Below are 14516 nucleotides of genomic sequence, written 5' to 3'. Positions count from 1 at the left end.
TGCACACCGGTCGCCATCGGTTTCAGTCGACCTCAGTATTTTGCGACCACTGGGCCGCTCCAATTGAAATGGTAGTTGAGGCCGACTTTGACGGTGTGGAACGTGTCCCTCCATTCCGAGCGGTCGGTCGGATCGGCGGTGTACTGGATCGGAGCGGCCTTGCCGAGGTCGATGTAATTGTACTCCGCCTTCGCCGACCAGTTCGGTGCGAACATGTATTCGACGCCGGCGCCGGCGGTCCAACCCCAGCGCATCTGACTGGCGGCGAAGGACGGCGGCGCCAAGCCGGCGCTGTAACGGTGCTGGATATCGCCGACGGCGGCGCCGCCGCTGACGAACCAGAGCGCGGGACCGTCGGCGTAGCCGAGCCGGCCCTTGATGTCGCCGAAGCTGCGCAGCGCGGTGTAGTAGGTGTCGAGCACGTTCGGCGGGCCGACGTTGATGATGGCGGAGCGGCCGTTGATGTCGGACCAGTGATAATCGCCCTCGAGGCCGAACACGGCCGGGCCGGCCTGCCAGTTGTAGCCGACCACGCCGCCGACGAAGCCGCCGCTGGTGGTGTAGCTCTGCGTGCCGATGAAGGCCGGATCATTCGGTGCGCCGAGATAGGTCTCCTTGCTCCGTCCCCAACCGCCGCCGCCCTGGGCGCCGAGATAGAACCCCTCCCAGGTCATTGCAGGAGTGACGACCGGCACCTTCGCGGGACGCACAGCGAGGTCCGCTGCGGTCGCTGAGGAAACGCCGAGAGCAGCCAGACCTGCTGCTGCAACAAGAAGCTGTTTCATGGGATGCAACCCCGCTTCGAATCGATGGATTGCAGTCAGGCTACCATCTGAGGTTGCGAGTCGCCGTCACCCGCGTGCAACATATGTAACTTTTTGATTTTGCTGAACTATTTACAGTTAATTAAGAATTGATCGATCTCGATTCGTCTCGCGCAGGTGGCGCGCCTGCGGCTGTCGCGGGGCCAAACAAAAAGGCCGGCACAAGGCCGGCCTCTTCGTTGGCATATATCTGATCGCGCGATCAGTACCTTGGATCAGTACTTGGCAACGACCGGGCCACCCCATTTGTAGTTCACGCGGACCGTGACGAGGTCGACGTCCTGGCGCTCGCGGATCGTGCTGAACAGCGCACCGGCCGGGGTCCTCAAAGTGTAGTCGTGGTCTTCCATGAACAGATGGTTGTACTCGATGCCGGCGGTCCAGTTCGGCGCGAAGCCGACTTCGATGCCGGCGCCGACCGAGCCACCCCAGCGGGTGTCGTCGGCGCTGCCAGCGAGCACGCCGGTCGGCGCGAAGTAGGTGCGGTAGCGATTGTCGGTCAGCGCCGCGCCACCCTTGACGTAGAGCAGCACGTTGTTGACGGCGTAGCCGATCTGGCCGGTGAACAGGCCGAACGCGTCGATCTTGGTCTGGTTGGTGAAGATGCCAGGGAACAGCGCCGCGCTGTTGCTGCCTTTGAAGTCAGCCCAGTTGCCCTGCGCCTCGAGGCCGAACACCCAGGTGCCGGCCTGCCAGCGATAGCCGATTTGGCCACCGGCGGTGCCTCCGGTCGCATCATGGCAACCGTCCGATCCAATGAACACGCTACCCGGGGTCTGATTCCAGCAATTGTGGCTCGAACCCCAGCCGCCGTTCACGCCGATGTAGAAGCCGGTCCAGTCATAGACCGGTGCGAGCACCGGCGCCGGCGCCTTGGTGTAAGGGCGGGCGGCAAGGTCGGCAGCAGCAGCCGGAGCGGCAAAAGCCAGCAAAGCGACCGTGCTCAGCAAAAACTTCTTCATGATCAATCTCCCAGCTCCCGATCGGCTTCGCAATTGTCCCTGAAGCAACGATCCCAGACGCGAGCGCCCGCGCCATTGATCGTAGCTATACGCTGATTCAACCGAAAAGACCGTCTCCCAAATGCAACAGTTGCGGAAGAAGTGCGGTGGGCATAAGCCGCTGTTTCTTCTGTGTTTTTTTGGGAAGCCTGTCGATCTGGGGCGAGACCTGCCGCAGCTCCGCGGCCGACTCGTCGCTATGGCCGGTTGTAGTGAACAAAACTGGAACAACGTCGGCTGCGATGCTATATGTGGATAACGCGGAATAGACGCGCGACGGCGAAGGCGGCGAGCCGGGCATCGGCGTATAGGGTCGTTCGCGACGCCTGCAGTAAGTGGCGAAGGTTGAGAGTGGCCGATGTCCGGCGGTCCAGTGAGTGGAGATGAAGCGATGGCGGGAAGCGTGAACAAGGTGATTTTGGTCGGAAATCTCGGCAAGGATCCGGAGATCCGGCGGACGCAGGACGGGCGTCCGATCGCAAACCTCTCCATCGCGACATCTGAGACGTGGCGCGACAAGGGCACCGGCGAGCGCAAGGAAAAGACCGAGTGGCACCGCGTCGTGATCTTCAACGAGGGTCTCTGCAAGGTCGCCGAGCAGTACCTGAAGAAGGGCGCCAAGGTGTACATCGAGGGCCAGCTGCAGACCCGCAAATGGACCGACCAGAGCGGCGTCGACAAGTACTCGACCGAGGTCGTGCTGCAGGGCTTCAACTCGAACCTCACCATGCTCGACGGACGCGGCGGTGGCGGCGCCAGCTTCTCGGATGATGGCGGCAGCGATTTCGGGTCCGCAGGTCCCGTCAGCTCGGCGCCACGCCGTCCGGTCGCCGCCGCCGGCGGGCGCAACGGCGACATGGACGACGACATCCCGTTCTGACGGGAAGGTCGCGCTTTTCAACATCCCATCGGCCAGCTTGCTCCGTGACGTTTCATCTCACGGAGCAGGGCGGTGAGGCGTGCTGCCAAATCCTTCATGTGGACAATGAGGATAACTCCATAACGCCGGAGCATACCTGCCGATTCTCGTGGAACCATGCTTGAGTTCCGCGAACTTTGACACAGGCTGATGTTAATGATATTTACATCAGCTCGCGCCGGCGGCGTTGCCGTGGCGCGATCGAAGATCGAGGGTTGCCCCATGAGCCTCGCGCCTCTGCTCGACGCCGCGCCTGCGATCCCGCTTCACGCCTTTGCCGCGATGGCAGCCTTCGTGCTCGGTTCGATTCAGCTCGCGGCGCCGAAGGGGACGCTGCCGCACCGGACGCTGGGCTGGATCTGGGTGATCCTGATGCTGGTCGTGGCGCTGAGCTCATTCTGGATCCACGAGATCCGCCTGCTTGGACCCTGGAGCCCGATCCATCTGCTCTCGATCTTCTCGTTGACGATGCTGGCGCTCGGCGTGATGGCCGCGCGGTCGCACGACGTGCGCCGCCACAAGTTCACGATGATCGGGATATTCTTCGGCGCGCTCGTCATCGCGGGCCTCTTCACCTTCATGCCCGGGCGCATCATGCACGCGGCGGTTTTCGGACACTGAATGCGTTGGCGACAGGCGCGTCGCGGGCCGGGATTCGATCGCCGCTTGCCGCTTCCCGTTCGGACCGCAGGCTTGCCCTCGAGGAACCCTGCAAGGGTGACCGTAAGTACATGAAAAAACGAAGGGAAAAACGGCTTGCCTTGTCCCCGCGAGGGTGGTTTTCAGGGCTCCGATGCGCTATATGATTCCCGAGTAAAACTGACCGGATTTCCCCTTTGTCCGATAGCGAAGACGACAAGCCCGGCGAGCAGCCGGCGCCCTCCGATATTCGTCCCGTTTCCATTCTCGACGAGATGAAGAAGTCCTACCTCGATTACGCGATGAGCGTGATCGTGTCGCGCGCGCTGCCCGACGCGCGCGACGGACTGAAGCCGGTGCACCGGCGGATCCTCTATTCGATGCACGAGCAGGGGCACACGCCGGACAAGAAATACGTCAAGTCCGCGCGCGTCGTCGGCGACGTGATCGGTAAGTATCATCCGCACGGCGACCAGTCGATCTACGACGCGATGGTCCGCATGGCGCAGGATTTCTCGCTGCGCGTGCCACTGATCGACGGGCAGGGCAATTTCGGCTCGGTCGACGGCGATCCGCCCGCGGCCTACCGATATACCGAAGCGAGGCTGACCAGGGCGGCGCTGGCCGTGCTCGCCGACATCGACATGGACACTGTCGATTTCCAGCCCAACTACGACAATTCCGAGCAGGAGCCGTCGGTCCTGCCGGCGAGATTCCCGAACCTGCTGGTCAACGGCGCCGGCGGCATCGCCGTCGGCATGGCGACCAACATCCCGCCGCACAATCTCGGCGAGGTCGTCGATGCCTGCGTGGCGCTGATCGACAACCCGGCGCTTACGATCGACGAGTTGATCAACATCATTCCGGGACCGGATTTCCCGACCGGCGGCGTCATCCTCGGACGCCAGGGCATCCGCTCGGCCTATCATCTCGGCCGCGGCTCGATCGTGATGCGTGGCAAGGTCACGATCGACACCATCCGCGGCGGACGCGAAGCGATCATCATCACCGAGATTCCGTATCAGGTGAACAAGGCCTCGATGGTCGAGCGCATCGGCGAGCTGGCCCGCGAGAAGAAGATCGAGGGCATCGGTGAGATGCGCGACGAGTCCGACCGCGAGGGCTACCGCGTCGTGATCGAATTGAAGCGCGATGCGGTGCCGGACGTGGTGCTGAACCAGCTCTACAAGTTCACGCCGCTGCAGACGAGCTTCCCGGCCAACATGCTGGCGCTGGATTCCGGCCGGCCGCAGACGATGACTCTGAAGGACCTGCTGACCATCTTCGTCGCGTTCCGCGAACAGGTGGTGACGCGCCGGACCAAGTTCCTGCTCGGCAAGGCCCGCGACCGCGCCCATATCCTGGTCGGCCTCGCCATCGCGGTCGCCAATATCGACGAAATGATCCGTGTGATCCGCACCTCGCCCGATCCGAACACCGCCCGCGACACCCTGATGTCGCGCGACTGGCCGGCGCGGGATGTCGAAGCGATGATCACGCTGATCGACGATCCCAGGCATCGCATCAACGACGACGGCACCATCCGGCTGTCGTTGGAACAGGCCAGGGCGATCCTCGACCTGCGGCTGCAGCGGCTTACCGCGCTCGGCCGGGAGGAAATCTCCGAAGAGCTCGACAAGCTTGCCGCCGAGATCAAGGACTATCTCGACATCCTGCGCTCGCGGGCACGGGTGCAGGGGATCGTCAAGGACGAGCTCGCCGAGGTGAAGGCGCAGTTCGCCACCCCGCGCAAGACCGTGATCGTCGAGCAGGAAGGCGAGGTCGAGGACGAGGACCTGATCCAGCGCGAGGACATGGTGGTGACGGTGTCGCACGCCGGCTACGTCAAGCGCGTGCCGCTCTCGGCCTACCGGGCGCAGCGCCGCGGCGGCAAGGGCCGCGCCGGCATGCAGACCCGCGACGAGGATTTCGTCTCGCGCCTGTTCGTGGCCTCCACCCACACGCCGGTGCTGTTCTTCTCCTCGCGTGGCCAGGTCTACAAGGAGAAGGTCTGGCGGCTGCCGATGGCGGCGCCGAACGCGCGTGGCAAGGCGTTGATCAACATCCTGCCGCTGGAGCAGGGCGAGCGCATCACCACGATCATGCCGCTGCCGGAGGATGAATCCTCGTGGGGCAATCTCGACGTGATGTTCGCGACCACCGGCGGCACTGTCCGCCGCAACAAGCTGTCGGACTTCGTCGACGTCCGCCGCTCCGGCATCATCGCGATGAAGCTCGGCGAGGGCGAGGCGATCGTCGACGTGCAGATCTGCACCGAGCATGACGACGTGCTGCTGACCGCCGATGGCGGCCAGTGCATCCGTTTCCCCGTCACCGATGTACGCGTGTTCACCGGCCGCACCTCGATGGGTGTACGCGGCATCGCGCTCGCGGAAGGCGACAAGCTGATCTCGCTGGCGATCCTGCGCCATGTCGAGACCACGTCGGACGAGCGCTCGGCTTACTTGAAGATGCGCCGTGCGGTGACCGGCGAGGCGGTGGCCGAGGAGCCGGCGGATGCCGAGGGCGAGGAGCCGACCGGCGCGATCCAGCTCTCCCAGGAGCGCTATGCCGAGATGTCGGCCAAGGAGCAGGTGGTGCTGACCGTCTCGGTCAATGGCTACGGCAAGCGGACCTCGTCCTACGAGTACCGCACCACCGGCCGCGGCGGCAAAGGCATCGTCGCGATGAGCGTCAACAACCGCAACGGCAAGCTGGTCGCCTCGTTCCCGGTCGAGGACGCCGACCAGATCATGCTGGTGACCGACAACGGGCAGCTGATCCGCTGCCCGGTCGCCGACATCCGCGTCGCCGGCCGCTCCACCCAGGGCGTGATCGTGTTCGACACCGCCGAGGACGAGCACGTGGTCTCGGTCGAGCACATCCCGGAAGAGGAAAACGGCGAGAACGGCAACGGCGGCTAGCGCCGCCGGCGCCCGGGTAGTACGTGGCCCGGAACGAGATCCGTAGCCCGGATGGAGCGAAGCGAAATCCGGGGCGGACTGTCCGCGGAGAGACTTCCCCGGATTGCGCTTCGCTCCATCCGGGCTACTAGATTTCGATCTCGGTGCCGAACTCCACCACCTGGCCGCTCGGCACGCCGAAGAACGCCGCCGAGCGTTCGGCGTTGCGTTGCAGGAAGGCGAACAGCGATTCCCGCCAGACCCACATGCCCGGCACATCCTCGCGCGGAATGATGGTCTCGCGGCCGATGTAATAGGTTACGTCCGAGAGATCGATGCCGGGCAGCTTGCCCTGCCGGCAGGCGAGCTTCAGCCCCTCATAGATCGTCGGATACTGCATGAAGCCGTAATGCAGGATGATGCGGGTGATGCCCGTGCTGATCTCGACCACTTCGGCGCGGTCCTCATCGGAGATCCGCGGCCGCTCCTCGATCTGCACGGTGACCAGCAGGATGCGTTCATGCAGCACGTGATTGTGCTTGACGAATTGCGTCAGCGCGAGCGGTACGCCCTTGGGCGCCGAGGCCAGGAACACGGCGGTGCCGGGCAGGCGGGCCTTGCACTTGTTGACCGCGGTCTCGATCAGGTCCTCTTCCGGCTGGCGCAGCTTGCTGCGCGCCTTCTCGACCAGCTTCACCCCGCTGCGCCAGGTCAGCATCAGGAACGCCACGGCGCCGGCGAGCAGCAGCGGGAACCAGCCGCCCTCGAACAGCTTGATCGAGTTCGCCGCGAAGAAGATCGCGTCGATTGCAAAGAAGAAGCCGTTCACTGCGGCCACCAGGATCGGCGAGTAGCCCCACTGGATCGCGACCAAGGCCGCCAGCAGCGTGGTGATCGCCATCAGCAGCGACACTGCGATGCCGTAGGCGCCGGCCAGCGCGTCCGAGGTGCCGAAGCCGATCACCGCGCCGAGCGTCGCGGCCGCAAGCAGCCAGTTCACCAGCGGCACGTAGATCTGGCCGATCGCGTCGCTGGTGGTGTGCTCGATATGCATGCGCGGCAGGAAGCCGAGCTGGATCGCCTGCTGGGTCAGCGAGAACACGCCGGAGATGATCGCCTGCGACGCGATCACGGTGGCGACCGCCGCCAGCGCGACCAGCGGATAATGCGCCCAGTCCGGTGCCAGCTGGAAGAACGGGTTGTCGATCGAGTTGGGATCGGTGATCAGCTCGCCGGCCTGGCCGAAATAATTCAGCACCAGCGCCGGCAGGCAGATCGCGAACCAGGCGAGCCGGATCGGAAAGCGGCCGAAATGCCCCATGTCGGCGTACATCGCCTCGCCACCGGTCACCGCGAGGAAAGCGGCACCGAGGATCGCGAAGCTGACATGGAAGTTCTGGTGGATCAGGAAATCGAACGCATACCACGGGCTGAGCGCGACCAGCACGCCGGGTGCCTTGACGATGCCGTGGATGCCGAGCGCGGCGAGCACGAAGAACCAGCCGAGCATCACCGGGCCGAAGATCCGGCCGATGAAGCCGGTGCCTTTCTTCTGCATGATGAACAGGCCGATCAGGATGACGCAGGTGATCGGCACGACGATGGGCGACAGCGACGGCGCGTCGACCTTGAGGCCCTCGATCGCCGACAGCACCGAAATGGCCGGCGTGATGGCGCCATCGCCGTAAAGCAGCGCGGCGCCGATCAGGCCGACGACCAACAGATGCGCGCGCCAGGTGCCGGGCGCCGCGTTGCGCGCCGAGAGCAGCGCCAGCAGCGCGACGATGCCGCCTTCGCCGCGGTTGTCCGCGCGCAGGATCAGCATGGCGTATTTGAGCGAGATGATAAGGATCAGCGCCCACAGGATCAGCGAGACCACGCCGAGCACGGCGCTTTCGGTGAGCAGCCCGCCATGGGTGGCAGCCTTGGCGGCTTCCTTCAGGGCATAGAGCGGACTGGTGCCGATATCGCCATAGACGACGCCAAGCGCGCCGAGCGTGACCGCAACCGGGAGCGGGCTGCTGGGAGGGTGGCCGGAGGAGACGATGGCAGGCGTACTGGTCACGGCAATCCCCCGATGGATCGCGCCCGCCGGCTTCATTCCGGGCGGGCGCCTCAGGCGATAGTCTGCGACGAGACGTCGCGAAATACCATTGGGATTTGCGTGACGATTTTGAGCGAAGGCCTCTGCCAGGCCCTGGCTGACTACGGGGTCCGGTCGGCGGTGACGAGGCGGGCCTCGCGAACCACCGACTTGTTGCCAGCGTTGCGCAAGCAGGACGCTTCGAAATTCGGCCAGGCCTGCTGCGAGCAGCCCTTGCCGACCGAATGGATGTCGAGGCGGTCGGCCTTGGCCAGCGGCTGCGGAGTCGAGGCTTCGACCGTCGGAGCGAAACCGGGAAGAACGGTCAGCGCGGCGGCGATGAAGGCGGCAACAGCGATGGCGGAAAGTGCCTTGATCATTGACGGCCCCCTATGCTCGGGCCCCCGGGCCCGTCGCTTCGTTGTCCAAGCTGTACCGGCCGCAAGTTTCCTGGTGTCTTCGCCACCGCCGAAAATGGTTTCGTCCCGGGCCGGTTTTGTTTCGTCCGCCCCCGGGCGACGAAACACTTCGCCCCCGCTGGCATCCCAGGGCTCGTTCATTGGACCAAGTGAAAATCGTCGCCGGCCTCTCATGGAACCAGGGGCGCTTGCCGGAGCGCGCGGGGCGGGTTAGGAGGGGACATGCCCCGTATTGCGCTCTATCCCGGCTCCTTCGATCCCGTCACCAATGGCCATCTCGACGTGGTCCGGCAGGCCGCGGCCCTGTGCGACCGCCTGGTCGTGGCGGTCGCCGTGCATCCCGGCAAGAAATCGCTGTTCACGACCGAGGAGCGGCTGGAGATGCTGCGCCAGGTCTGCGGCCCGGTGGTTCAGCAGGCCGGATGCGTGCTGGAATGCGCCACCTATGATAATCTGACGGTCACGGCCGCCCGCAAGCTGGGCGCGACCATCATGATTCGCGGTCTGCGCGACGGCACCGACCTTGACTACGAAATGCAGCTTGCCGGCATGAACGAGGCAATGGCGCCCGAGGTGCATACCGTGTTCGTCCCGGCCTCGCCGGCTGTCCGCCCGATCACCGCCACACTGGTGCGCCAAATCGCCCAGATGGGCGGCGACTTCTCTGCATTCGTGCCGTCATCGGTCGCCGCTAGTCTGAAGGCCAAGTTCGCCGGCTGACGCCGGCGGCCCGCCATATCCAGAACGTCACAGATCCGGAGTTTCCATGATCCGCATTCTCGCATTCGTTGCCGCGCTGTTCTGCGTCGTGCCCGCGGTGGCGCAGCCGCTGCCCGCCAATCTCGACAAGGCCAATGCGATCGTGATCGACACCACCAAGGGCCGCATCGTCATCAAGCTGCGCACCGACATTGCCCCGCAGCACGCCGAGCGCATCAAGCAGCTCGCGCGCGAGGGCTTCTACAACAATGTGCCGTTCCACCGCGTGATGGACGGCTTCATGGCGCAGACCGGCGACGGCCAGAACTTCAACGGCACCGGCGGATCGAAATATCCGAACCTGAAGCAGGAGTTCTCCAACGTGCCGTTCAAGCGCGGCATAGTCGGCATGGCCCGCCGCGGCGACAGCGTCGACAGCGCCAACTCGCAGTTCTTCATCATGTTCGCCGACGGCTCGAGCCTCAATGGTCAGTACACGGTGGTCGGCGAGGTGGTGTCCGGCATGGACGTGGTCGACAAGCTGAAGAAGGCGTCTGCAGGCTCGCCCGGCGGCGCCGTCACCGATCCCGACAAGATGGTGAAGGTGCAAGTCGCATCCGACATCAAGTGATCCATGGCGGCGGCGCGCAGCAGGCGACTGTCCCTTGCTGCCGCGCCGCTCGTGTGGCTCGCGCTGACCGCGAATGCGGCGGCCGAGTCCGAGCGGCTCGACAGCATCAAGGATATCGTGCTGGCGATCCACCGCTGCTGGCGGCCGCCGCCGGCCGACAAGGCCGGCCCGATCGACATCACCGTGATCGTCAGCTTCAACCGCGCCGGCGCGATCCTCGGCCATCCCAGGATCAGCTATGAGACGCAGGGCGCGACCGACAACGACCGACTGCAATACCGCCTCGCCGTGATGGAGACGTTGCAACGCTGCACGCCGTTGCCATTTACCGAGAGCCTGGGAGGTGCGGTCGCCGGCCGCCCGTTTGCGATCCCGTTCAGGAACAAGAAATATCCACCCCGAAGCCAGGAGAGACGAGCATGGCTGCTACCGAAAATACTCTGATCCTCGAAACCACGCAGGGCCCGGTCACTATCGAGATGCGTCCCGATCTCGCGCCCGGCCACGTCGCGCGGATCAAGGAGCTGGTGCGCGAAGGCTTCTACGACGGCATCGTGTTTCACCGCGTGATCGACGGCTTCATGGCGCAGACCGGCTGTCCGCAGGGCACCGGCATGGGCGGCTCCGGCAAGAAGCTGAAGGCCGAGTTCAACAAGGAGCCGCATGTCCGCGGCACCGCCTCGATGGCCCGCGCCGCCAATCCGGATTCCGGCGACAGCCAGTTCTTCATCTGCTTCGACGATGCCTCGTTCCTCGACGGCCAGTACACGGTTTGGGGCAAGGTCACCGAGGGGATGGAGAACGTCGACAAGATCAAGCGCGGCGAGCCGGTGCAGAACCCCGACAAGATCGTCAAGGCGCGGATGGCTGCTGACGCGGCCTAAACATTGAAATCGTCATGCCCGGGCTTGACCCGGGCATCCATCGAGCTTTGAAGAACTCCGTTCCTGGATGATGGATTGCCGGGTCAAGCCCGGCAATGACACCTTGCACCATGCGCACCGACCTCTTCGATTTCGAACTTCCGCCCGACAGCATCGCACTTCGCCCTGCGAGCCCGCGCGATTCCGCGCGGATGCTGGTCGTGCATCCCGACGGCGTGTTGCGCGATGCCACCATCGCCGACCTGCCGCATTGGCTCGAGGCTGGCGACCAGATCGTCGTCAACGACACCAAGGTGATCGCGGCGCAGCTCAAGGGCCGCCGCATCGGACGCGAGACCGAGCCGAAGATCGAGGCGACGCTCATCAAGCGGCTCGACGGCTCGCGCTGGCAGGCGCTGGTCAAGCCGGCCAAGAAGCTTGCCGAAGGCGACACCATCCGCTTCGGCAATGAGGGCAGGGTCTGCCTGCTCGGCCATCTCGACGCGCAGGTCGAGGCCAAGGGGGAGGAGGGCGAGGTGACGCTGTCGTTCTCGTTCCACGGCCCGACGCTCGACCAGGCGATCGCGGATGTCGGCGTCACGCCGCTGCCGCCCTATATTGCCTCGAAGCGCACGCCGGACGAGCAGGACGCCAGCGATTACCAGACCATGTTCGCGGCCAATGAAGGCGCGGTCGCCGCGCCGACCGCGGGGCTGCATTTCACGCCGGCGCTGGAGGCCGCCCTGCAGAGCCGCGGCGTCGGCTTGCACCGGCTGACGCTGCATGTCGGCGCAGGGACGTTCCTGCCGGTAAAGACCGAGGAGACCACCGAGCACAGGATGCACGCCGAATGGGGTTGCATCACCGCCGCGACCGCGTCCGCTCTCAATGCCGCCCGCGCGAAGGGCGGCCGCATCGTCGCGATCGGCACCACCTCGCTGCGGCTGCTGGAAAGTGCGACGACATCAGACGGCACCGTGCAGCCGTTCTCGGCGGAGACCTCGATCTTCATCACGCCGGGCTATCGCTTCCGCGCGGTCGATATCCTGCTGACAAATTTCCATCTGCCGCGCTCGACGCTGTTCATGCTGGTCTCGGCCTTCTCGGGCCTCGAGACGATGCAGCGCGCCTACGCGCACGCGATCAAGGACGGCTACCGGTTCTATTCGTACGGCGATGCGTGCCTGCTGTTCCGGGCGCACGAACCGCACCACGATTTGTAGAGCCGCAAGGTGGGCACGCTCGCGCTTTGCCCAGCCTACGATCGCGACCACTCCGGAACCGTCACGCTGAGAGGATGACGGGTTGGATTTGCTCAACATGCTCGCTGTCATCGCCCGGACCGGGCGATCCAGTACGCCGCGGCCTATCGGTTCGATAACGGCTGCCTCTGGAATACCGGATCGCCCGGTCGATGTGCGCAATTGCGCACAGGCCGGGCGATGACAGCGGTGAGGACAAGCTTCACACCCTCTCACGATCTGACACTCGATCGCACAAAACTGCCTCACGCCATCGCGCGCTCGGGCAGCAGCTCGGCGATCTGCACCGCGTTGAGTGCGGCGCCCTTGAGCAACTGATCGGCGGCGACGAACATCGAGATCGAATGTCCCGAGGGATCGCTGAGATCCTTGCGGATGCGGCCGGCCAGCACGTCGTCCTGGCCGGAGGCGTCGATCGGCATCGGGAAATAGTTCTTCGCGCGGTCGTCGACCAGCTTGACGCCGGGCGCCGCCGCGAGGATCGCGCGCACCTGGTCCTCGGTGATCGGCCTCTCGCATTCGAAGGTGATCGCCTCGCAGTGGGCGCGCAGCACCGGCACGCGTACGCAGGTGACGCCGACGGCGATCTTCTCGTCCTCGAAGATCTTGCGGGTCTCCTTGATGACCTTGGTCTCCTCGTCGTTGTAGCCGGTCTCGGGATCGACAGCGGTATTGTGATTGAACAAATTGAACGCGTAGGGATGCGGCATCACCTTCGGCGTGAACACCTGGCCGTTGAGATGGGCGCGGGTGGATTCCACCAATTCGTCCATCGCGGCGGCGCCGGCGCCGCTGGCGGCCTGGTAGGTCGAAATGATCACGCGCTTGATGCGGTTCTTCTGATGGATCGGCCACAGCGGCACCAGCGCGGTGATCGCGGCGCAGTTCGGATTGGCGATGATGCCCTTGTGGTCGCGGATGCGATGAGCATTGATCTCCGGGATCACCAGCGGCACGTTCGGATCCATCCGGAACGCCGAGGAATTGTCGACCACCACGGCGCCCGACTTCACGGCGATCGGCGCGTACTTCTTCGAGATGCTGCTGCCGGCCGAGAACAGCGCGATATCGACGCCCTCGAAGGCGCGCTCGGTGAGCTCCTCGATCACGACTGGCTCGCCACGGAAGGCAACGGTCTTGCCGGCCGAGCGGGCGCTCGCCAGCGCCTTCAGCTTGCCGACGCGCAAGCCGCGCTTGTCCATGGTGGCGATGAACTCGGCACCGACGGCGCCAGTGACGCCGACAATCGCGACGACGGGATCGTTACTCACTGTGTCCTCCATTTGAGTCTCGGTTGAGCATGATCTGATCGGAAAACCGGTTCCCACTTTTCCGGATCATGCTGTGTGCTGCAGGCAACAAAAAAGCCCCGGACCTTCATCAGGCGGGGCTTCGGGTGAAGATGATGCGATACGACCGACTACGCGCGCACGCCTCCCGAGGCCCCGGAGGGCTTGGTGGTTTTGGTCGTGCGTTTGGTCGCGTTAATCATGGTGCGACTTATGCGGGAGGTATCGGCGCCCGTCAACGGCTTTTGGGCAAAAATCCTGGCCGATCAGCGCAAGCGGGCGCCCGGCGGCTCTAGGATCACCTGTTTCAGGTCACTGCCGGCGACCACGACAATCACGAAGTTGAGCCTGCCGCGCTCGCGCATCAGGCCGCCGCTGATCGCCTTGCCCGAGGTTGCGCGCTCGGCGACGCTGACCGCATCCGCGAGGCGATGCCGGAGCGCCCTCAGCACGACGAGGTTGCCGCGGTCCTCGGTATCGAGCTCCGTGAGCGGCAAGGCGGCCTCGGCATCGATGACCCGGCCTGTCGCGGCATTGATGGTTTGCCGCCAAACGCGATCGCGCTGCACTGTCTTGACCCGGAACACCGCCGGCTCCGATCCGCCGTCGAAGCTGATATCCGCGGTGGTCGAGCCGGCATGCAGCCGCTCGGCGATCGTCATGGCCTGACGCAGCGAGATCTGTGCTGCCTGGAAGTTGTCGAGCTCGCGGCGAACCGCCCGCGCATCGAACTGCTCGCTATCGTCGTTCTGCGGCGCAGTCGTCGCAGCATCCGTGGTCGCGAGCGCATGGACCGACGAAGTGAAGGGCAGGGCCGCCAAGGCAATTGCCAGCAAGGGGGCACCGAATGTCCAACGCCTTTGCTTGCGCATTCCAGTCGTCATCGTCGAACTCATGCGCATCTCTTGCGTTTCGAACTCTACGCGTCTCGCGTCGCCGCCCTCGCGCGTCGAAGAGCCGTCTCGAACCCGAGAAAGCGCGGCC

General features: G+C 64.8%; 14 protein-coding genes. 8 read left to right on the top strand and 6 right to left on the bottom strand.

What is annotated here, in order from left to right; genetic code table 11:
• Positions 1 to 32: 32 nt before the first annotated feature.
• Together J6500_RS00855 and J6500_RS00850 are read right to left on the bottom strand one after the other, a co-directional pair.
• A complete protein-coding gene (locus tag J6500_RS00855) occupies positions 33 to 785 on the bottom strand; it encodes an outer membrane protein (RefSeq protein ID WP_225710775.1) in 753 nt (250 codons plus the stop codon).
• Positions 786 to 1039: 254 nt separating this feature from the next.
• Positions 1040 to 1786, bottom strand: a complete 747-nt coding sequence (locus J6500_RS00850; protein ID WP_225710774.1) for an outer membrane protein — start codon at positions 1784 to 1786, stop codon at positions 1040 to 1042.
• A 430-nt stretch (positions 1787 to 2216) separates the two neighbouring features.
• Between J6500_RS00850 and J6500_RS00845 the strand changes: the two genes are divergently transcribed.
• From J6500_RS00845 to gyrA, 3 genes are all read left to right on the top strand, one after another.
• Positions 2217 to 2705, top strand: a complete 489-nt coding sequence (locus J6500_RS00845) for a single-stranded DNA-binding protein (protein WP_225710773.1) — start codon at positions 2217 to 2219, stop codon at positions 2703 to 2705.
• 261 nt (positions 2706 to 2966) lie between these two features.
• A complete protein-coding gene (locus J6500_RS00840; protein ID WP_225710772.1) occupies positions 2967 to 3365 on the top strand; it encodes a DUF2306 domain-containing protein in 399 nt (132 codons plus the stop codon).
• 215 nt (positions 3366 to 3580) lie between these two features.
• Positions 3581 to 6307: a DNA gyrase subunit A gene (gyrA, locus tag J6500_RS00835; protein ID WP_225710771.1), complete on the top strand. Its 2727-nt coding sequence runs from the start codon at positions 3581 to 3583 to the stop codon at positions 6305 to 6307.
• A gap of 127 nt (positions 6308 to 6434) precedes the next feature.
• Here gyrA and J6500_RS00830 read toward each other — a convergent pair whose 3' ends face one another.
• Positions 6435 to 8351: a potassium transporter Kup gene (locus tag J6500_RS00830; protein WP_225710770.1), complete on the bottom strand. Its 1917-nt coding sequence runs from the start codon at positions 8349 to 8351 to the stop codon at positions 6435 to 6437.
• Between the two features lie 140 nt (positions 8352 to 8491).
• Positions 8492 to 8749, bottom strand: a complete 258-nt coding sequence (locus J6500_RS00825; protein ID WP_225710769.1) for a hypothetical protein — start codon at positions 8747 to 8749, stop codon at positions 8492 to 8494.
• Positions 8750 to 9010: 261 nt separating this feature from the next.
• On the opposite strand from J6500_RS00825, the gene coaD reads away from it, so the two are divergent.
• From coaD to queA, 5 genes are all read left to right on the top strand, one after another.
• Positions 9011 to 9508: a pantetheine-phosphate adenylyltransferase gene (gene coaD, locus J6500_RS00820; RefSeq protein WP_225710768.1), complete on the top strand. Its 498-nt coding sequence runs from the start codon at positions 9011 to 9013 to the stop codon at positions 9506 to 9508.
• A 46-nt stretch (positions 9509 to 9554) separates the two neighbouring features.
• Positions 9555 to 10118: a peptidylprolyl isomerase gene (locus J6500_RS00815; protein WP_225710767.1), complete on the top strand. Its 564-nt coding sequence runs from the start codon at positions 9555 to 9557 to the stop codon at positions 10116 to 10118.
• Between the two features lie 3 nt (positions 10119 to 10121).
• On the top strand, positions 10122 to 10562 hold the full coding sequence (locus J6500_RS00810) for a UCP034077 family protein (RefSeq protein WP_225710766.1): 441 nt from the start codon (positions 10122 to 10124) through the stop codon (positions 10560 to 10562).
• A complete protein-coding gene (locus tag J6500_RS00805) occupies positions 10538 to 11002 on the top strand; it encodes a peptidylprolyl isomerase (RefSeq protein ID WP_225710765.1) in 465 nt (154 codons plus the stop codon). The genes J6500_RS00810 and J6500_RS00805 overlap by 25 nt, the downstream gene beginning before the upstream one ends.
• Positions 11003 to 11112: 110 nt before the next feature.
• Positions 11113 to 12204 (top strand): tRNA preQ1(34) S-adenosylmethionine ribosyltransferase-isomerase QueA, encoded by a 1092-nt coding sequence (queA, locus tag J6500_RS00800; RefSeq protein ID WP_225710764.1) that lies wholly within the window; start codon positions 11113 to 11115, stop codon positions 12202 to 12204.
• 284 nt (positions 12205 to 12488) lie between these two features.
• Here the strand turns inward: queA and J6500_RS00795 are convergent, their stop codons facing one another.
• Both J6500_RS00795 and J6500_RS00790 read right to left on the bottom strand, forming a co-directional pair.
• Positions 12489 to 13526, bottom strand: a complete 1038-nt coding sequence (locus J6500_RS00795; protein ID WP_225710763.1) for an aspartate-semialdehyde dehydrogenase — start codon at positions 13524 to 13526, stop codon at positions 12489 to 12491.
• 272 nt (positions 13527 to 13798) lie between these two features.
• The gene (locus tag J6500_RS00790) at positions 13799 to 14353 is read right to left on the bottom strand and encodes a PepSY domain-containing protein (protein WP_312018186.1); all 555 of its coding nucleotides are present in this window, start codon (positions 14351 to 14353) and stop codon (positions 13799 to 13801) included.
• Between the last annotated feature and the right edge of the window lie 163 nt (positions 14354 to 14516).

It is taken from the genome of Bradyrhizobium semiaridum (assembly GCF_020329505.1).
GTDB lineage: Bacteria > Pseudomonadota > Alphaproteobacteria > Rhizobiales > Xanthobacteraceae > Bradyrhizobium > Bradyrhizobium semiaridum.
Note: the sequence above shows the minus strand (reverse complement) of the source record. Positions and strands in the feature narration are given on the sequence as shown.

Bases quoted from the DNA above. Each gene is read 5' to 3' on its own strand.
- J6500_RS00855 (WP_225710775.1), bottom strand. From the start codon at position 785: ATGAAACAGCTTCTTGTTGCAGCAGCAGGTCTGGCTGCTCTCGGCGTT.
- J6500_RS00850 (WP_225710774.1), bottom strand. From the start codon at position 1,786: ATGAAGAAGTTTTTGCTGAGCACGGTCGCTTTGCTGGCTTTTGCCGCT.
- J6500_RS00845 (WP_225710773.1), top strand. From the start codon at position 2,217: ATGGCGGGAAGCGTGAACAAGGTGATTTTGGTCGGAAATCTCGGCAAG.
- J6500_RS00840 (WP_225710772.1), top strand. From the start codon at position 2,967: ATGAGCCTCGCGCCTCTGCTCGACGCCGCGCCTGCGATCCCGCTTCAC.
- J6500_RS00825 (WP_225710769.1), bottom strand. From the start codon at position 8,749: ATGATCAAGGCACTTTCCGCCATCGCTGTTGCCGCCTTCATCGCCGCC.
- coaD (WP_225710768.1), top strand. From the start codon at position 9,011: ATGCCCCGTATTGCGCTCTATCCCGGCTCCTTCGATCCCGTCACCAAT.
- J6500_RS00815 (WP_225710767.1), top strand. From the start codon at position 9,555: ATGATCCGCATTCTCGCATTCGTTGCCGCGCTGTTCTGCGTCGTGCCC.
- J6500_RS00810 (WP_225710766.1), top strand. From the start codon at position 10,122: ATGGCGGCGGCGCGCAGCAGGCGACTGTCCCTTGCTGCCGCGCCGCTC.
- J6500_RS00805 (WP_225710765.1), top strand. From the start codon at position 10,538: ATGGCTGCTACCGAAAATACTCTGATCCTCGAAACCACGCAGGGCCCG.
- queA (WP_225710764.1), top strand. From the start codon at position 11,113: ATGCGCACCGACCTCTTCGATTTCGAACTTCCGCCCGACAGCATCGCA.
- J6500_RS00795 (WP_225710763.1), bottom strand. From the start codon at position 13,526: ATGGAGGACACAGTGAGTAACGATCCCGTCGTCGCGATTGTCGGCGTC.